At 68.3% G+C, this 17,296-nt stretch carries 18 protein-coding genes; 3 read left to right on the top strand and 15 right to left on the bottom strand.

Going from position 1 to position 17,296, the window contains the following annotated elements; translation table 11 throughout:
* Positions 1 to 62: 62 nt before the first annotated feature.
* The 9 genes from ACFWPK_RS00655 to ACFWPK_RS00695 all read right to left on the bottom strand — a co-directional run bounded on the left by ACFWPK_RS00655 (position 63) and on the right by ACFWPK_RS00695 (position 10,424).
* Positions 63 to 368: a DUF2469 domain-containing protein gene (locus ACFWPK_RS00655; protein ID WP_011210678.1), complete on the bottom strand. Its 306-nt coding sequence runs from the start codon at positions 366 to 368 to the stop codon at positions 63 to 65.
* 46 nt (positions 369 to 414) lie between these two features.
* The gene (locus tag ACFWPK_RS00660) at positions 415 to 1,119 is read right to left on the bottom strand and encodes a ribonuclease HII (protein ID WP_378912402.1); all 705 of its coding nucleotides are present in this window, start codon (positions 1,117 to 1,119) and stop codon (positions 415 to 417) included.
* Between the two features lie 76 nt (positions 1,120 to 1,195).
* Positions 1,196 to 1,960, bottom strand: a complete 765-nt coding sequence (lepB, locus tag ACFWPK_RS00665; RefSeq protein WP_378912403.1) for a signal peptidase I — start codon at positions 1,958 to 1,960, stop codon at positions 1,196 to 1,198.
* Positions 1,961 to 2,046: 86 nt separating this feature from the next.
* Positions 2,047 to 2,388 carry a 50S ribosomal protein L19 gene (rplS, locus tag ACFWPK_RS00670; RefSeq protein WP_056811812.1) on the bottom strand — a complete coding sequence of 114 codons (342 nt, stop codon included), beginning with the start codon at positions 2,386 to 2,388 and terminating at the stop codon, positions 2,047 to 2,049.
* 157 nt (positions 2,389 to 2,545) lie between these two features.
* Positions 2,546 to 3,436: a hypothetical protein gene (locus tag ACFWPK_RS00675; protein WP_378912404.1), complete on the bottom strand. Its 891-nt coding sequence runs from the start codon at positions 3,434 to 3,436 to the stop codon at positions 2,546 to 2,548.
* A gap of 24 nt (positions 3,437 to 3,460) precedes the next feature.
* Positions 3,461 to 5,863, bottom strand: a complete 2,403-nt coding sequence (locus ACFWPK_RS00680) for a Tex family protein (RefSeq protein WP_378912405.1) — start codon at positions 5,861 to 5,863, stop codon at positions 3,461 to 3,463.
* A 47-nt stretch (positions 5,864 to 5,910) separates the two neighbouring features.
* The gene (locus tag ACFWPK_RS00685) at positions 5,911 to 7,077 is read right to left on the bottom strand and encodes an alpha/beta hydrolase family protein (RefSeq protein ID WP_378912406.1); all 1,167 of its coding nucleotides are present in this window, start codon (positions 7,075 to 7,077) and stop codon (positions 5,911 to 5,913) included.
* Positions 7,078 to 7,176: 99 nt separating this feature from the next.
* Positions 7,177 to 8,811, bottom strand: a complete 1,635-nt coding sequence (locus tag ACFWPK_RS00690) for an AMP-binding protein (RefSeq protein WP_378912407.1) — start codon at positions 8,809 to 8,811, stop codon at positions 7,177 to 7,179.
* Entirely contained in the window at positions 8,811 to 10,424 is a 1,614-nt protein-coding gene (locus ACFWPK_RS00695) for an AMP-binding protein (protein WP_378912408.1), read from the bottom strand. Before ACFWPK_RS00695 ends, ACFWPK_RS00690 begins: the two co-directional genes overlap by 1 nt.
* A 97-nt stretch (positions 10,425 to 10,521) precedes the next feature.
* Between ACFWPK_RS00695 and ACFWPK_RS00700 the strand changes: the two genes are divergently transcribed.
* Positions 10,522 to 11,367: a LuxR C-terminal-related transcriptional regulator gene (locus ACFWPK_RS00700; protein WP_378912409.1), complete on the top strand. Its 846-nt coding sequence runs from the start codon at positions 10,522 to 10,524 to the stop codon at positions 11,365 to 11,367.
* A 402-nt stretch (positions 11,368 to 11,769) separates the two neighbouring features.
* The gene (locus ACFWPK_RS00705; RefSeq protein WP_378912410.1) at positions 11,770 to 12,138 is read left to right on the top strand and encodes a VOC family protein; all 369 of its coding nucleotides are present in this window, start codon (positions 11,770 to 11,772) and stop codon (positions 12,136 to 12,138) included.
* Between the two features lies 1 nt (position 12,139).
* Here ACFWPK_RS00705 and trmD read toward each other — a convergent pair whose 3' ends face one another.
* From trmD to ACFWPK_RS00735, 6 genes are all read right to left on the bottom strand, one after another.
* Positions 12,140 to 12,817 (bottom strand): tRNA (guanosine(37)-N1)-methyltransferase TrmD, encoded by a 678-nt coding sequence (gene trmD / locus ACFWPK_RS00710; protein WP_378912411.1) that lies wholly within the window; start codon positions 12,815 to 12,817, stop codon positions 12,140 to 12,142.
* Between the two features lie 3 nt (positions 12,818 to 12,820).
* Positions 12,821 to 13,345 carry a ribosome maturation factor RimM gene (gene rimM / locus ACFWPK_RS00715; protein WP_378912412.1) on the bottom strand — a complete coding sequence of 175 codons (525 nt, stop codon included), beginning with the start codon at positions 13,343 to 13,345 and terminating at the stop codon, positions 12,821 to 12,823.
* The gene (locus tag ACFWPK_RS00720) at positions 13,346 to 13,588 is read right to left on the bottom strand and encodes an RNA-binding protein (protein WP_056811833.1); all 243 of its coding nucleotides are present in this window, start codon (positions 13,586 to 13,588) and stop codon (positions 13,346 to 13,348) included.
* Positions 13,588 to 14,025, bottom strand: a complete 438-nt coding sequence (rpsP, locus tag ACFWPK_RS00725) for a 30S ribosomal protein S16 (protein ID WP_378912413.1) — start codon at positions 14,023 to 14,025, stop codon at positions 13,588 to 13,590. Before rpsP ends, ACFWPK_RS00720 begins: the two co-directional genes overlap by 1 nt.
* A gap of 208 nt (positions 14,026 to 14,233) precedes the next feature.
* Positions 14,234 to 15,328 carry an amidohydrolase family protein gene (locus ACFWPK_RS00730; RefSeq protein WP_378912414.1) on the bottom strand — a complete coding sequence of 365 codons (1,095 nt, stop codon included), beginning with the start codon at positions 15,326 to 15,328 and terminating at the stop codon, positions 14,234 to 14,236.
* 127 nt (positions 15,329 to 15,455) lie between these two features.
* Positions 15,456 to 16,274 (bottom strand): nuclear transport factor 2 family protein, encoded by an 819-nt coding sequence (locus ACFWPK_RS00735; protein ID WP_378912415.1) that lies wholly within the window; start codon positions 16,272 to 16,274, stop codon positions 15,456 to 15,458.
* Between the two features lie 104 nt (positions 16,275 to 16,378).
* Here ACFWPK_RS00735 and ACFWPK_RS00740 point away from each other — a divergent pair, with 104 nt between their 5' ends.
* Positions 16,379 to 17,170: a 3-oxo-5-alpha-steroid 4-dehydrogenase gene (locus ACFWPK_RS00740; protein WP_378912416.1), complete on the top strand. Its 792-nt coding sequence runs from the start codon at positions 16,379 to 16,381 to the stop codon at positions 17,168 to 17,170.
* Positions 17,171 to 17,296 lie beyond the last annotated feature (126 nt).

Here is a 17,296-nt window from a genome sequence, read left to right on the forward strand (position 1 = left end):
TGGCTGACCCACGCGAGCTGGGCAAACAGAAAACCTGTGGATAACCGCGCCCCTGTGGACAACTACTCCGGCAGGCGCAGGTCCGGCTTCTCCAGCTCCTCGATGTTCACGTCCTTGAACGTGATCACCCGAACATGCTTGACGAACCGGGCCGGGCGGTACATATCCCACACCCACGCATCGCTCATCCGCACTTCGAAATACACCTCGCCGTCGGCGTTCTGCGGGCGCAGTTCGACAGAATTGGCCAGGTAGAAGCGCCGTTCGGTCTCCACCACGTACGAGAACTGGCCGACGATGTCCTTGTACTCGCGGTACAACGACAGTTCCATCTCGGTTTCGTACTTCTCGAGGTCCTCAGCACTCATCGGGTGGGACGTCCTCCTGCTAGCAGCGCCGCGTTCATTGCTGACATCATCGCGCATGTGCCGCCGGAGTAGCCACTCGGCTACCTCCGGGCACCTCGAGCTCGCGCACATTACGCCAGGAACGACGGTGCTCGGTGCTTGGTCCGAGCTGCCGCAGGGCCGCGGTGTGCTCGGGCGTGTTGTAGCCCTTGTGCGCGGCGAAACCGTAGCCGGGCAGCTGCGCGTCGAGCTCGACCATCATCCGGTCCCTGGTCACTTTCGCCAGGATGCTCGCGGCCGCGATGCAGGCCGCGGTGCCGTCGCCGCCGATCACCGGCAGCGACGGGGCGGGCAGGCCGGGGACCTTGAATCCGTCGGTCAGGATGTAGCCGGGGGTGCGTTCGAGGCCTGCGACAGCCCGGCGCATGCCCTCGATATTGGCGACGTGGATGCCGATCGAGTCGATCTCCCACGCGGGCACCACGACGACACTCCAGGCCAGCGCCAATCGCTGAACCACCGGGAACAGCTCCTCACGAGCCGCCTCCGTGAGTTTCTTGGAGTCGTCTAGCCCGGCCAGCTTGTCGTAGGCCTTGGGCGCCAGCAGGCACGCGGCGACCACCAGCGGGCCCGCGCAGGGTCCGCGCCCCGCCTCGTCGACGCCGGCCACCGGCGCGAGGCCACCGCGCACGAGCGCCGCCTCGAGCGTGCGTAGGCCGCCCGCCCGGCGCATCACCATCCGCGGCGGCCAGCTGGTCCGATCCTGCCCCACAGTTCGATTGTCCCGTCGCGTCAGTTCTCCTGGGCGTTCCGGGTGCACTAGACCCGGAACGCCCGTCCTCAACGTGTCAGTTCTCTTGCGCGTTCTGCGTCTTCACCGGGCCCATACGGTTCGGCGGCCAGATCTTGAACACCGTCTTGCCGCGGACGTTGTCCACCGGCACCGTGCCCTGCAGATCGTCGCTGACGTGGGCGCGCGAATCAGCTGACTCGTTGCGGTTGTCGCCCATCACCCACAGATTGCCCTCCGGCACCTTCACCGGACCGAACACCCGGCCCGCCGGGTACACGGCGTTGGGGCGGTCGGTGTACCAGGGGTAATCCTTCTTGATGTACGGCTCGTCGAGAGGTTTGCCGTCGACCATGACGCGGCCCTGCGGGTCGCAGCACTGCACGGTCTGCCCGCCGACCGCGATGACGCGCTTGACCAGATCGTTCTCGTCCGGCGGGACCAGCCCGAAGTAGGACAGGAAGTTCTGCAGTCCGCGCAGGACGGTGTTGTCGGAACGGACCGACTTGTAGTGCCCGTTCCACGACGGCGGTCCGACGAAGACCACCACGTCGCCCGGCCCGGGTTCGGAGCCGTAGTAGCTGATCTTCTGGACGTAGATGCGATCACCGATCTGCAGCGTGTTCTCCATCGACTGCGACGGGATCACATACGGCCGACCGACGAAAGTCACCATCAGCGCGGCGATCACCGCCGCGATCACGATCAGTATCGGCAGCTCCTGCCAGAACGGGCGCTGCTTCTTGTCGCCGCGCTTTTTTCTGCGCCGCCCACCGTCGTCACCCGAATCGGACACCGACACCGACTCACTTTCGTCTGCCACGCCGAACAGAGTAGCCCGGCACCCTGACGTGAGTCGGGTACCGGGCTACCTGAAGAATTCTGGTACTGCCAAGTGCTACTGCGAGATCAGCGCTTTTCCTTGATCTTGGCAGCCTTGCCGCGCAGATCGCGCAGGTAGTACAGCTTGGCGCGACGCACGTCACCGCGGGTCACGACATCGATGTGGTCGATGTTGGGGCTGTGCACGGGGAAGGTGCGCTCGACACCGACGCCGAAGGACACCTTGCGGACCGTGAAGGTCTCGCCGATGCCGCCGCCGTGACGCCGGATGACGACGCCCTTGAAGACCTGGATGCGCTCCTTCGAGCCTTCGATGACCTTCACGTGCACGTTCAGGGTGTCGCCCGGACGGAATGCGGGGACATCGCTACGCAGCGACTTCTCGTCGACGAAATCAAGGGTGTTCATTTTCCACCTTTTCGGATTCTTCGCGTGAACAGAGGAACCTGGCGGCACTCGCGCGCTCGACCGGTTCATGCTCAGAACAGGAGTGCTCTCGGACATGACTCGTCCAAGGCAACCGGTTCATTGTGCCAGACCGGGTAGCCCCGACCGAAATCGGGGCTTACTCGTCGCTTGACTGGTCGGACACGGTATCGGCCCGGCGGCGCGGCAGCAGATGCGGGTGCGGCGGCGGGGCGGACGGCGCGGGAACGACCGTGCGAGCCAACTCGGCCTCGGCGGCGGTGCGTGCGTGCTCGACATCGGGTTTGCCCGCGATCAGGTCCTGGACGAAGATCTTCGCGCGGATGACCGGGCGGCGATACCGCCGCTCCCGCTCGATCGCCCGATTCATGGTCTTGGGCCGGTGACCGTAGCGCCAGCGCGCCCACGGCGCACCTGGCCTGCTCAATCGCACGGCGCCGACCAGCAGCAGCGGGGTGAAGAACATGCCGAACAACCCGGTCCAGATCTTGCCCTTGGCGATCACCACCGCGGCGAGCAACAGGTTCACCACGGTCGTGACGGCCACACCCAGTCGCACCCCGACACCGCGCGAGGACCGGAAATCGTCGTAGTCCAGAAACGTCGCGGGCTGCACGCCGAGCAGCAGCAAGCCGGTCACCGCGAGCGCGACGAACACCGCGTCCACCGAGGTGCGGCCCTGTTCGGACCAGTAGACGTCACGCAGATAGAAGATCAGCGCGAACTCGTCGAGTACCAGCGCGGCGCCGATCCCGAACAGCGCCGCCAGCACGCTCGAGGTGACCTGGGTGGAGTCCTCGGCGGTGGCGATCAGCCCGATGCCCGACAGCAGCACCGTGATCACGCCGAACACCATGTGATGGATGTGGGTGTCGCCGGCCTTCACATTGCCCGGCCACCAGCGCACCTTGGCCCGGATCATCCGCACGCTGATCCGGATCACCACGAAGCCGAGGATGAACCCCAGCAGGAAACAGAGCAGGGGCAGGCGGCCGTGCGCGATCACCTCGTGTTCGAGCCACCGTCCCATGCCGCCTGCCCTGTCGTCGAGTGCCTACTTGTTGCCGAAACCGGCCTTGCGCAGCGCGTCGGCCATCGATCCCGTCGGTGCGGCAGCCGGTTTGCGCTGGTTGCCACCACCGTTCCCATTGCCCTGACGAGCCTGTCCCTGATTGCGAGCCTGTCCTTGATTGCGAGCAGGTGCCTGGCCGCGACCGCCCTGGCCACGACCCTGACCGCGCGGCGCACCGCCACCACGATTGTCCCCCTGCGCGGGCTTGCCCGGCTCGTCGTCCAGACGCAGGGTGAGTCCGATCCGCTGACGCGCGACGTCGACCTCGAGGACCTTCACCTTCACCACGTCACCGGACTTCACCACTTCGCGCGGGTCCTTGACGAAGTTGTGCGACAGCGCCGACACGTGCACGAGACCGTCCTGGTGCACGCCGACATCGACGAACGCGCCGAACGCGGCCACATTCGTGACGACGCCTTCGAGCACCATCCCCGGCTTCAGATCGGCGACCTTCTCGATGCCCGCGGCGAATTCGGCGGTCTTGAACTCCGGACGCGGGTCAAGGCCCGGCTTCTCCAGCTCGGCGATGATGTCGCTGACGGTGGGCACACCGAACTTCTCGTCGGTGAAGTCGCCGGGCTTCAGCGCACGCAAGGTGCTGGTATTGCCGATGACCTCGGCCATCTCCCGGCCGGTGTGCTCGAGAATGCGACGCACCACCGGGTAGGCCTCGGGGTGCACGGCGGAGGTGTCGAGCGGGTCGACGCCGCCGCGGATGCGAAGGAAGCCCGCGCACTGCTCGAAGGCCTTGGGACCGAGGCGCGGTACCTCGAGCAGGGCGGTACGGCTGCGGAACGGCCCGTTCTGATCACGGTGGGCCACAATGCTTTCCGCCACCGAGCCAGATACACCCGACACACGCGAGAGCAGCGGCACCGAGGCGGTGTTCACGTCGACACCGACCGCGTTCACCGCGTCTTCGACGACGGCGCCCAGCGAGCGCGCCAGCAGCGTCTCGGATACGTCGTGCTGGTACTGGCCGACACCGATCGACTTGGGATCGATCTTCACCAGTTCGGCGAGCGGGTCCTGCAGACGCCGGGCGATGGAGACCGCGCCGCGCAGCGATACGTCCATGTCGGGCAGTTCGGCCGAAGCGTAGGCCGAGGCGGAGTACACCGAAGCGCCCGCCTCCGACACCACGATCTTGGTCGGCTTGTTCTCCGGGATCCGCGAGATCAGTTCCACCGCAAGGGCATCGGTCTCGCGCGAGGCGGTGCCGTTGCCGATCGCGATGAGCTCCACATTGAAGCGGGCGACGAGCGCGGCCAGCACGGCGAGGGACTTCTCGGTCTGACCCTGCGGCTTGTGCGGGTAGATGACCTCGGTCGCCACGGCCTTTCCGGTGGCGTCGACGACGGCGACCTTCACACCGGTGCGGTAACCCGGGTCGAGGCCCATGGTGGTGCGGGTACCCGCGGGCGCGGCGAGCAGCAGGTCGCGCAGATTCGCGGCGAACACGTCGACCGCGTCCTTCTCCGCCGCCTGCCGCAACCGCATCCTGGTGTCGATACCCAGGCTCACCGCCAGTTTGGTGCGCCAGGCCCAGCGGACGGTGTCGAGCAGCCAGGAATCGGCCGGGCGGCCCTTGTCGGCGATGCCGAAGGCGACCGCGATGCGGCCCTCGTAGATCGTGCGCTCGCCGGGTACCGGCTCTTCGGTGTCGGCTTCGAGGTGCAGCGTGAGCATCTCTTCCTTCTCCCCGCGCAGCAGCGCCAGGATCCGGTGCGAGGGCAGTTTGTGGAACGGCTCGCTGAACTCGAAGTAGTCGGAGAACTTGGCCCCCGCCTCCTCTTTGCCCGCGCGCACCGTCGAGGTGACCCGACCGCGATTCCACATCAGCTCGCGCAGCTCACCGACCAGGTCGGCGCCTTCGGCGAAGCGTTCGACGAGGATCGAGCGGGCACCGTCGAGCTGTTCGGCGGTGTATCCGGCCGGATCGGTGTTCGGGTCGCCGATCAGCGCGTCGGCCACCGGCTCGTGTCCGGCTTCGCGCGCGATCTGAGCCTTGGTGCGGCGCTTGGGTTTGTACGGCAGGTAGATGTCTTCCAGGCGCGCCTTGGTCTCGGCGAGCATGAGCTGCGAGTGCAGGGCGGGATCGAGTTTGCCTTGGCCGCGGATGGATTCGATGATCGCGCCGCGGCGCTCGTCGAGCTCACGCAGATAGCCGAGCCGTTCCTCGAGCTGACGCAGCTGGGCATCGTCGAGGCCGTCGGTGACCTCCTTGCGGTACCGCGCGATGAACGGAACCGTCGAACCGCCGTCGAGCAGTTCGACGGCGGCGCGGACCTGGGTCTCGCGTACCCCCAGTTCATCGGCGATCCGCCTGCCTACGCTGGCGATGGTGGTCGTGCTGTCGGCGATCTCGGGCGCTGTCGTCACAGCCGCAGAGACTACAGCTCCGCACCGACACCCCGCTGGCACCCAGGTCAGCGGATTGTCCTCACCTCGGGTTCGGTCACCGGCCGATCCAGCACGGTGTCGGTGCGGTCGCGCAGGAACCGGTCGAACATCGCGGCGACGTAGCCGTGCACGAGCGCCGCCGAACGGTCCGGCGCCATCGCGCCGATGTAGGTCGAGGCGGCGGGCCGGGCGAGCGCGGGGACGAGCAGCGGCATGTCGGTGAAGTCGTAGTGGGCCGTGTCATGGATCGCCAGGTGCCGTTTCCAGCCGGTCGCCGTGCGCCAGAACGCGTTCAGCGACGGGTTCGCGTCGCCGACCTCCTCGATCTGGGCGCTGGTGAGCACGAGCGTCGGCCGGTCGAGGCCCTCGGTCACCGCGCGCCCGAAGGCCTCGTCGACCCCGAGCTGCCCGTCGAGGTCGACGGCGGCGTCGATCCGGCGGTCCTCGTGCATCGATTCCACCGCGGTGTAGCCGCCCGACGAGTGGCCGACCGTGCCGATCCGGTCCAGATTCAGGATCCGCCCGAGATCAGCGGGGAGCGCGCGCTGTTCGGCGTCGGGGTTCGTGCCACCGGCCAGCCCGGTCAGTGAGTCGAGCACGAGGCGGAAGTCGAGCAGCCGGGTGGCGACGTACTTCGCCCTGATCTCGGTGTCGAACCCGTTCGGGGCGGCCGCGGCCCGAACGAGGCGACCGCCGGGGAATTCCACGACGGGCGCCTCGTAGGTGTGGTCGACGGTCACCACGACATAGCCACGACTGGCGAGGTCCTCGGCCAGACCGGTGCCGAACAGTCGCGACACCCCGGCGCCCGGTGTGTAGAGCACGACCGGATAGGCCGCCTCGGCACGGGCGGGCGCGTCGCGGTGGGAGTTGGTCAGCGCGCCGGGCAATTCGACACCCAGCGACTGTTCCAACCCGGGAATCAGCTCGGTCGAGACGTAGTGCGCGCGCGGATGCCGCTCGACGTCGGTGGCCGGGTAGAACACCGACACCATCAGCTCCCGGGTCCGGTCCGGCGCGAACGGGTCCGGCCGTGCCGGATCGACCAGATGCAGCGTCGTCGTGCCGACCGGCAGCGCGCCGACCGGCGATGGCAGCACCACGGCACCGCCCGGCCCGGCACCGGCCGGTCCCCCGCTCGCCGCGATCAACGCGCACACCGTCATGGCCATCATCGACAGACGACGGATCACCGTATCCCCCAGATCATCTCGCGGCCCGGCACGAACCGCCTGGCCCAGGCTACCGGCGTGATCGGGGCGGCGCGACCGGATGAGTGACGTTGCGCTGCACTACATTTGCGCCGAGTCGGAGCCTTCGAGGATGCGCTCGGCCAGCTCACGCATCTCCGCTTTGCGGACCTTGCCGGTGACCGTCATCGGGAATTCGTCGACGACGTGCACATAGCGCGGGATCTTGTAGTGGGCAAGGCGGCCTGCGCAGAAGGCGCGGATGGCGGCGGCATCGAGCAGGGCCGCGCCGTCGCGCAAGCGCAGCCAGACCATGAGCTCTTCGCCGTATTTGGCGTCGGGGACGCCGATGACCTGGGCGTCGACGATATCGGGGTGCGTGTAGAGGAACTCCTCGATCTCGCGGGGATAGATGTTCTCGCCGCCGCGGATGACCATGTCCTTGATCCGGCCGGTGACCGAGAGGTAGCCGTCGTCGTCCATCACGCCGATGTCGCCGGTGTGCATCCAGCGGGCGGCGTCGATCGCCTCGGCGGTCTTGTCGGGCTGTTCCCAGTAGCCGAGCATCACCGAGTAGCCGCGGGTGCACAGTTCACCCGGTTCCCCGCGTGGCACGGTGCGCCCGGTCTCCGGGTCGACCACCTTGACCTCGAGGTGTGGGCCGACCCGGCCGACGGTGGCGGTGCGGCGGTCGATGCTGTCGTCGCGACGGGTCTGGGTGGAGACCGGCGAGGTCTCGGTCATGCCGTAGCAGATCGCGACCTCGGCCATGCCGAGCCGGTCGATCACTCGTTTCATCACCTCCACCGGGCACGGCGAGCCCGCCATGATGCCGGTGCGCAGGCTGGACAGCTCCGGTGTGGCGCCGCTGTCGAGTTCGGCCAGCATCGCGATGAACATCGTCGGAACCCCGTAGAGCGAGGTGCAGCGTTCGGCGGCGACGGCGGCCAGCGTCGCGGCCGGATCGAACGACGGCGCCGGAATCACCACGGCCGCACCGTGTGAGGTGGCCGCGAGATTGCCCATCACCATGCCGAAGCAGTGGTAGTAGGGAACCGGGATGCAGACCCGGTCGGCTTCGGTGTATCCGCACAGCTCGCCCACGAAGAACCCGTTGTTGAGAATGTTGTGGTGGCTCAGCGTCGCGCCCTTCGGGAAACCTGTTGTGCCCGAGGTGTATTGGATATTGATCGGATCGTCGGCCGACAGCGTCTCGGCGATCGCGCCAAGCCCTGCGGCGTCGGGCACCGTCTCGGCCACCTGCTGCCACTGCTCGGTACCCAGGATCAGCACCTGTTCCAGGGCCGGACAGTTCGGCCGGACCTGCTCGATCATCGCGACGTAGTCCGAGGTCTTGAACTCCGGTGCGGCGACCAGCATTCGCACCCCGGCCTGGCCGAGAACGTATTCGAGTTCGCTGGTGCGGTAGGCGGGATTGATATTGACCAGGATCGCGCCGATCTTCGCGGTGGCGTACTGCACGAGAAGCCATTCCGCGCAATTGGGCGCCCAGATGCCGACCCGGTCACCGGGGCCGATGCCGCGGGCGGTGAGGCCGGTCGCGACGGCGTCGACAGCGGCGCCCAGCTCGCGGTAGGTCCAGCGGCGCCCCGTCGGGCAGTCGATGAGCGCATCGCGCGCCGGGTGGGCGGCGACGGTGCGGTCGAGGTTCGCGCCGATGGTGTCGCCGAGCAGTGGCGTGCCGGCCGGACCGCAGGTGTAGCTGAGTTCGGACATCAGCGGATCTCCTTGCCACGCAGCAGGAATCGCTGCACCTTGCCGCTCGGGGTCTTGGGCAGACTGTCCACGAAGTGGACCCTTCTCGGATAGGCGTGGGCGGCGAACTTGTCCTTGACGAGTTGCTGCAGTTCGGCGGTCAGCTCAGCAGTGCCCTCGGTGCCGGCGCGGGTCACCACGAAAGCCTCGAGTACCTCGCCGCGGAGTTCGTCGGGCATGCCGACCACGGCGGCCTCGGCGACCTGATCGTGCAGGACAAGCACGCTCTCGACCTCGAACGGGCCGATCCGGTAGCCCGCCATGATGATCACGTCGTCGTCGCGGGCGCTGAAGCGGAAGCAGCCGTCGGCGTCGCGGGCGCCGACGTCACCGGTCAGATACCAGCGTCCGTCGGCGGTGAATCGGCTCGCGGTGCGTTCCGGATCGTCGAGGTAGCCGAGGAACCAGAGCAGCGGGCTGTGGTCGGTGTCGATGGCGACCCGGCCGATCTCGCCGGGTGCTGCCTCGATGTCGGCGTCCTCGGCCAGGACCGCACAGGACCACCCGGGCAGCTGTCTGCCCATGGAACCGAGCGGGGCGGCGACATCGAGGGCGGGGTGCCACGCGTGGCAGATGACCATGCCGTGCTCGGTCTGGCCGTAGTGATCACGCACCGCCACCCCGAGGTTCCGCTGCGACCACGCGACCACGTCCGGGGTCAACGGCTCCCCCGCCGACGACGCCCTGCGCAGCGCGAAGCCGTCCGGGACCGGACCGCTGTCGGCGCGCAACGCCCGGTAGACGGTCGGCGCCGCGGCGAAGTTGGTGACACCGAAGCGCCGCAGCACGTCCCAGGTGAGTGGCGCCGAGAAACCCGCGTGCAGCAGCAGGCTGCGCACGCCGGTGGCCAGCGGACCCAGGATCGCGTAGTAGAGGCCGTACGCCCAGCCCGGGTCGGCCGCGTTCCAGAAGACGTCCTCGGGGCGAACGTCGAGGGCGAACTCCTGGTAGGCGTGGAAGGACGCCAGCGCACGGACCGGGATCGGCACCCCTTTGGGGGTTCCGGTGGTGCCGCTGGTGAACAACTGCACCAGCAGACCGACGCCGCCGACCGCCACCGGCCGCGCGCGCGGATCGTCGGACCGGTGCCGGGCGAGCAGATCGTCGAAGCGCAGCGCGCCGGGGATCTCGGCCGCGCCGACGACGATCGTCCGACAGTCGGTCCCCGCGAGTTTCGGCGCCTGGTCGGCGTCGGCGACAACGACTTTCGCGTGACTCGCGCTCAGCCGGAACTCGATGGCGGGTGCGGCGAACGCGGTGAACAACGGGACGTGCACCGCGCCACGGCGCCAGAGGCCGAGCAGGGCCACCACGAGCTCGGCGGACTTCCCCATCAGCGTCGCCACCCGGTCGCCCGATTCGACGCCGAGTTCGGCCAGCGCCGCGGCGAACCGGGCCGAGCGCTCCCGCAGCTCGCCGTAGGTCAGCTCGTGCGCGCTCAGATCGGCTTCGACCACGGTGAACGCGATCCGCTCGGCCGGATGCCGATCGCAGAGCAGTTCGGCCGCGCAGGCCTCGGGTCCGTCGTAGTCGTCGAGCAGGTCGCGCACCCGCGCGTCCAGGTCGGTAGTCATCGCAGCTTCTCCTCAACACCCCGGGCAACGGCCGCCGGGTCTGCCTTAGAATGTGGCATAGCTCACGTCCACCACTACCCCCGAAAAGGGGTGACCTATGACTTCCCTGTTGCGCCCGCGCGACGGTGACGCGCTGCGCGCCGAGATCCGCTGGGTGGCGCGACGGGCGGGCGTCCCGGTGGTCTTCGGCGGCGCGGTGGACGAGGACACCCTGCTGCTCACCGAGTTCGCGGGCACCGTCACCACGGGACTGCGCGGGCTGTCGGTGCTGCGTACCTCCGGGCTCGGCGGACAGGCCATGGAGTACCGCAGGCCCGCGTCGGTGGCCGACTACCGGGGCGCGTCCACCATCACCCACCACTACGACGCCGCGGTGGTCGGCGAAGGGCTGCGGTCGGTGCTCGCCGTGCCGGTCCTGGTCGCCGACCGGCCGCGCGCGGTGCTCTACGCGGCCACGCGTGGCGCGACCCCCCTCGGCGACCGCACCGCCGAGGTGATCCTGCAGGCGGGTCGACGGCTGGCCGCCGAGATCGCCGTCCGCGATGAGGTGGACCGGCGGGTCCGGCTACTCGACCTCGCGACGCCGCCGCCCGCGTCCACGCCCGCGGTGACCGAGGAGTTGCGCGAGATCCACGCCGAACTGCGCGCCCTCGCGACCGAGACCGGCGATCCCGCACTGCGCGACCGGCTTTCCGGGGTGTGCGAACGATTGACCGGGGTAATGACCGGCGGCCCCGGCGGCGATGCGCCGCGACTGTCACGGCGCGAGCTCGATGTGCTCGCTCAGATCGCGCTCGGCTGCACGAATCAGGAAGCGGCGCTTCGGCTCTCGCTCGGCGCCGAAACAGTGAAGAGCTATCTGCGGCAGGCGATGAGCAAGCTCGATGCGAGCACTCGACACGAGGCCGTGGTGCTGGCACGGCGGCACGGCTTGCTGCCCTGAACCGCCGTCACACAGCCCCGTTCACACCCCTGTCTGATATGTGCGATATATCACTTTCGTTCGGCCGCCATGGGTGTTCCAATGCCCTGGAACAGTCACGCGGGCGCACTCGATCGCCCGCGGCGGCGCGACACACCGGCATCGGAACTCGCATCACACGCACGTCGATAACAGCCAATCACCCACGGACGCAATGCCTGTACTGGGAGCATCGGCGCGCAGCCCGCTCGGATTCACCGCTCCGGACCCGATCGCACCGAAAGACGCAGGTACCGAACCTATTCCGAATGGAACCAGCAAGTCTCAGGTTGGACGATCGCACAACGCATGACCGCAATGGATACCCAACTGTCTTTGGGCAAAACAATCTCGGCGCGCATCCGGCCCGGTACCGTCGGTCCGATGACGGAGCCTTTTCAACTGGCCGGCCTCTCACTGGACTGTGACGACCCCGAGTCCCTCGCCCGCTTCTATCTCGGGCTGCTCGGTGGCCGTGTCCTGTGGAACGACGCGCACAGCGTCGGGATCCGTATCCCGTCGGGACTGACGGTCGCCGCGCAACGCGTCGAGGACTATTATCCGCCGCAGTGGCCCGGTACAGCCGCGGTACACCTGGACCTCGCCGCCGATGCCGACCTGGACCTATGCGAACAGCACGCCCTCGCGATCGGCGCGAAACCCGCACCGGTGCAACCGGATCCGCGCTGGCGCGTATTGCTCGACCCCGCCGGGCATCCGTTCTGCATCACCACCCGTGTGATCACGGGATAGTTCAGGGCAGCAGATCGGGACGACGCCGCGCCGTCCGTTCCAGTGACTGTTCGTGGCGCCACGCAGCTACCTTGGCGTGATCGCCCGAGAGCAGGATCGGAGGCACATCGAGGCCCCGCCACGACACCGGCCGGGTGTAGCTGGGGCCCTCGAGGAGTCCGTCGGAGAACGAATCCTCCTGGTGGGACTGCTGATTGCCGAGCACGCCGGGGATCAGGCGCACCACGGCCTCGGTCATCACGAGCACCGCGGCCTCGCCGCCGATGAGCACGTAGTCGCCGATGCTCACCTCTTCCACGCGCACGCGGCGGGCGGCGTCGTCGAACACGCGCTGATCGATGCCCTCGTAGCGCCCGCAGGCGAAGACGAGGTGTTTCTCGGTGGCCCAGCGCTGCGCGGTGGCCTGGGTGAACGGCACACCGGCCGGGGTGGGGACGACGAGCAACGCGTCGTCGGGGCATACCTCGTCCAAGGCGTCGCCCCAGACAGTGGGCTTCATGACCATGCCGGGACCACCACCGTAGGGCGAGTCGTCGACCGACTTGTGCACGTCGTGCGTCCAGTGACGCAGGTCGTGCACACCGACCGAGATCAGGCCCTTGTCGACGGCCTTGCCGAGCAGTGCGGTGCGCAGCGGCTCGAGATACTCCGGGAAGATCGTGACGACGTCGAGTTGCACGAATTACTCCGGATCGAGCAGGCCCTCGGGCGGTGTGATGACCACCAGTCCATCGGCGAGCGAAACCGTCGGCACGATGGCGGTGACAAAGGGAATGAGAATTTCGCGACCGTCGTCGGCGGCACGCACCGACAGCAGTTCACCCGCGGCCGAATGCAGCACCTCGGTGACCGTGCCGACTTCGGTGCCGTCGGCGAACTCGACCCGAAGGCCTTCGAGTTCGTGGTCGTAGAAGGCGTCGTCATCCTCCGACGGCGGCAGCGACTCGCTGTCGACGACGAACAAGGTGCCGCGCAGGGCATCGGCGGCGGTGCGGTCGTCGATACCGTCGACGAACACCAGAAGCCGGCCCGAGTGCTCTCGGGCCGACTTCACGGTGTAGTCACGGGTCGCCGAGGACTTCGGCATCCTGCCGCGCAAAGTGACGCCCGGCGCGAACCGGACGTCCGGCTCGTCGGTGCGAACATCGACGACGAGTTCGCCGCGCACGCCGTGCGACTTGGCGACCCGACCTACGACGAGTTCCATCTAGGCGTCGGTATCGACCACGTCGACCCGGATCCCACGGCCGCCGATGCCGGCGACCAGGGTGCGCAGCGCGGTCGCGGTACGACCACCGCGCCCGATCACCTTGCCCAGGTCTTCAGGATGGACGTGTACCTCGACGGTGCGTCCACGACGTCCGGTGAGCAGCTCGACACGGACGTCGTCAGGGTTGGCGACGATGCCGCGAACCAGATGTTCGACGGCATCGGCAACAACAGCAGTCATTACTCGGCAGCCTCGGTGGTGGCTTCCTCAGCGGCAGCCTCGTCCTTCTTGGCGGCCTTCTTCTTCGGGGTGACGGCCTCGGTGGTGGGCGCGTTGTCGGCGGCGGCGAGCGCGGCGTTGAACAGGTCCAGCTTGGAGGTCTTCGGGGCCTTGACCTTCAGGGTGCCCTCGGTGCCCGGCAGGCCCTTGAACTTCTGCCAGTCGCCGGTGATCTCGAGCAGACGCTGCACCGACTCGGTCGGCTGCGCGCCGACGGACAGCCAGTACGCGACGCGATCGGCGTCGATCTGGATCAGCGAAGGCTCTTCCTTCGGGTGGTACAGGCCGATGGACTCGATGGCCCGGCCGTCACGACGGGTGCGGGCGTCGGCGACGACGACGCGGTACTGCGGGTTGCGGATCTTGCCGAGACGAGTGAGCTTGATCTTGACAGCCATGCTGGTCAGTCTTCTTTCAGTAGTTTGGTCACCACGCGATTCGGCGACCCGCATGGTCTGCGGGTCCGGTTTCGCGCATGCGTGCGTGACCGCCGCGCGGTACGTAACCGGAGACGGGCTGACACTGTCCAGGAAGGACGGTGGTTCATTCTGCCAGACGACCCGCCGCGGCCGGAAATCGCCTCCGCTATCGCCGCGCAACGCCGATTCAGCGGTGCCCGGTGACGGGGTCGGGGGTCTTCACCACCAGACCACGCAGCACAACCCATTGTGGGTCGGTGAGCGATTGGGGGTCCACGCGAGGGTCGTGGGCGTAGACGACGAAGTCGGCCGGGGCGCCCTCTTCGATGCTGGGGCGGCCCAGCCAGGTGCGGGCGTTCCAGGAGGCGGCGCCGAGGGCCTCGTGGGGTGACAGGCCCGCGCCGGACAGGGCGGTGATCTCGTCGGCGATGCGGCCGTGACGGATGGAACCGCCCGCGTCGGTGCCGGCGTAGATCGGGACGCCCGCCTCGTGGGCTTTGCCGACGGTGTCGCGCACGCGCCGGTGCAGATCGCGCATGTGGGCGGCGTAGACCGGGAACTTCGTGGCGCTGTCGGCGATGCCGGGGAAGGTGTCGATGTTGATCAGGGTGGGGACGAGGGCGGTGCCGTTGGCCACCATCAGCTCGATGGTGTCGTCGGTGATGCCGGTGCCGTGTTCGAGGCAGTCGATGCCCGCGTTGATCAGACCAGGCAGCGCGTCCTCACCGAACACGTGCGCGGTGACCCTGGCCCCGTTCGCGTGGGCCGCGTCGATGGCCTGCTTCAGGATGTCGTCGCTCCACAGCGGCCGCAGGTCGCCGACCGCCCGGTCGATCCAGTCGCCGACGATCTTCACCCAGCCGTCGCCGAAGCGGGCCTGCTCGGCGACGATCTCGGGCAGGTCGCGTTCGTCGTCGAGTTCGATGCCGAGTTCGCGGATGTAGCGCTTGGGGCGGGCGATGTGGCGGCCCGCGCGGATGATCCGCGGCAGCTCGGCGTGCTCGTCGATGAAACGGGTGTCGATCGGCGAGCCCGCGTCGCGCAGGAGCAGCGCGCCCACGTCGCGTTCGGTCTCGGCCTGCTCGATCGCGCCCTCGTGGGTCTCGTCCCCGCCGCCGTAGCGAATGCCGACATGACAGTGGGCGTCGACCAGGCCGGGCACGATCCAGCCGGTCCGGCACAGCGTGTCCGCGTCCGCGACCGGCTCGAAGGTCACATGGCCGTCGACGACCCACAGGTCGCGCTCCTCGTCACCGGGCAGAACCACCCCGCGCATGTGCATGAAGACCTCCTCGCCGTCGACGCCACCAACCTACCGCCGGTGACGCCGCGCCGGAGCCGGTTGCCCGGGCGTCGGCGCGGTGAATGCCGGGCCGAGGACGGCCATCAGGGCAGAGCCGGCCGCGTCGCTAGCTTTCGGACGGATTCCCGTCGAGAAAGACAGTCACCTTGGCGATACGCGCAGAGTCGGGCGCGAAGTCGACGAACGCCACGCCCGGTGCCGCACCGACCCGCACGCTCACGCTGACCGTGCGCCCGGCGGCGATCATCTTGTCCCACTTCATGCCTCGCGCGCGTTCGGCGAACTCCGCCACCGAGATCGGGTGCCCGGCGGGCAGCTCGACCACCGTCCGCTCATCGAGCAGCGCCCGCACGCCACCCGAGTCGCCGGACGCGGCCGCGGCGAACAGCCTGCCGACGATGCGCTTGCCGGAGCCACCCACCCCGCGCAGCGCCCGCATCATGCCCATCGCACCGCCCACACCGAGCTCGGCGACGAGTTGCGGCCCGAGCTTCGCGCCCGCGAGCAGTCCGGACGGCCCCGTGCGCAGCAGTCGCGCGATCATCACCCCCAGCTCCCAGTGCGCGGCGAGCCGCGCGATTCGCCAGCCGCCGTCGGTGCCGACCAGGTCGTAGCGCAGATGCATCGGCACGGTGACGGTGGCGCCGGTCGACATCGTGGTCTCGATGTTCAGATCACGCACCACCGTGTACCCGGCGACGAGATCGCGATCGACGCGGAAGGCGATGGAATTCGGCGCGATGAAGACGTTGTAGAAGCGCGAGATCGCGTCGGGGCCGATGTGCTCGCGCGAGCCGTACGGGTCGTGCACCGCGGCCTGCTCGGCGAACAGGCCGACCCAGGCGGTCTTGTCGTGCGCGGCCACGGCACGCGGTGACGCCCGCACCGCCGCCAGCAGGTCTTCGTCGGTCCGGTCCAACGGCATGTAGGTCCTCCATACTCACGCTCCCCCTGCGCGATCCATGATAGAACGTGTTCTAGTTTTGCGTCGGCGATCGTGCCCGGCGCCTGTTGGACAAGAGGATCTCGATGGACTGGTACACCGGGAACACCACCTACGACACAGTGCTGACCATCGCCTTCGCCTTCGCCGCGTTCGTGATCGTCGGCGGACTGTTCGCCCAGAGCCCCTACGGCCGCTTCGCGTCGAACAAGGTCGGCTTCAATCTCAACCCCAAGCTGGGCTGGTGGCTGATGGAGCTGCCCGCGACCGTCGTGTTCGCGGTGTTCTATCTCAGCGGCCCCGATCGCTTCGAACCGGTGCCGCTGATATTGGCCGCCATCTGGCTGCTGCACTACAGCAACCGCGGCTGGTTCTTCCCGCTCTCCATCCGGCAGGTGCCGGGCAAGAAGAGCAGTTTCAACGTCTCGGTGGTCGCGGCGGGCGTGTTCGTGACGGCCCTGCACGGCTATCTCAACGGCGCGTTCTTCAGCAACGACTACAAGAACCAGTACGGCACCGACTGGCTCACCGATCCGCGCTTCCTGATCGGACTGGTGGTGTACCTGTGTGGCTTCGGCCTGCTGGTGCGATCCGAGGCGATCGTGCGCAATCTGCGGGACAAGAACAACCCCGGCGCCGCCGAGTACCGCGTCCCGCACGGCGCGGGCTTCCGGTTCGTCAGCAGCCCGGCCTATCTCGGCGAGCTGATCGCCTGGGCCGGATTCGCCCTGCTCACCTGGTCGCTGGCCGGTGTCGTGATCTTCCTGATCACCGCGGGGAACCTGGTGCCGCGCGCCTTCGCTACCCACCGGTGGTACCGCGAGAAGTTCGCCGACTACCCGGCGACCCGCAAGGCGTTGATCCCCGGCGTGATCTGACACACCGACCCGCACCCGCGACCCCTAGGGAGCGGCGGCCACGAAGTGGCCGGTCCGCGGCCGGGTCGCCGGTTAGACGCCGTTGCGTACGCGACGAAGGAGCAAGCAACGGTGTCTGACCGGCGG

Origin of the sequence: Nocardia sp. NPDC058519, assembly GCF_042719755.1 — a bacterium.
Lineage (GTDB): Bacteria > Actinomycetota > Actinomycetes > Mycobacteriales > Mycobacteriaceae > Nocardia.

Bases quoted from the DNA above. Each gene is read 5' to 3' on its own strand.
- ACFWPK_RS00740 (WP_378912416.1), top strand. From the start codon at position 16,379: ATGGACTGGTACACCGGGAACACCACCTACGACACAGTGCTGACCATC.
- ACFWPK_RS00695 (WP_378912408.1), bottom strand. From the start codon at position 10,424: ATGACTACCGACCTGGACGCGCGGGTGCGCGACCTGCTCGACGACTAC.
- ACFWPK_RS00730 (WP_378912414.1), bottom strand. From the start codon at position 15,328: ATGCACATGCGCGGGGTGGTTCTGCCCGGTGACGAGGAGCGCGACCTG.
- ACFWPK_RS00690 (WP_378912407.1), bottom strand. From the start codon at position 8,811: ATGTCCGAACTCAGCTACACCTGCGGTCCGGCCGGCACGCCACTGCTC.
- ACFWPK_RS00705 (WP_378912410.1), top strand. From the start codon at position 11,770: ATGACGGAGCCTTTTCAACTGGCCGGCCTCTCACTGGACTGTGACGAC.
- rplS (WP_056811812.1), bottom strand. From the start codon at position 2,388: ATGAACACCCTTGATTTCGTCGACGAGAAGTCGCTGCGTAGCGATGTC.
- ACFWPK_RS00700 (WP_378912409.1), top strand. From the start codon at position 10,522: ATGACTTCCCTGTTGCGCCCGCGCGACGGTGACGCGCTGCGCGCCGAG.
- rimM (WP_378912412.1), bottom strand. From the start codon at position 13,345: ATGGAACTCGTCGTAGGTCGGGTCGCCAAGTCGCACGGCGTGCGCGGC.
- ACFWPK_RS00720 (WP_056811833.1), bottom strand. From the start codon at position 13,588: ATGACTGCTGTTGTTGCCGATGCCGTCGAACATCTGGTTCGCGGCATC.
- ACFWPK_RS00655 (WP_011210678.1), bottom strand. From the start codon at position 368: ATGAGTGCTGAGGACCTCGAGAAGTACGAAACCGAGATGGAACTGTCG.
- rpsP (WP_378912413.1), bottom strand. From the start codon at position 14,025: ATGGCTGTCAAGATCAAGCTCACTCGTCTCGGCAAGATCCGCAACCCG.
- ACFWPK_RS00675 (WP_378912404.1), bottom strand. From the start codon at position 3,436: ATGGGACGGTGGCTCGAACACGAGGTGATCGCGCACGGCCGCCTGCCC.
- ACFWPK_RS00735 (WP_378912415.1), bottom strand. From the start codon at position 16,274: ATGCCGTTGGACCGGACCGACGAAGACCTGCTGGCGGCGGTGCGGGCG.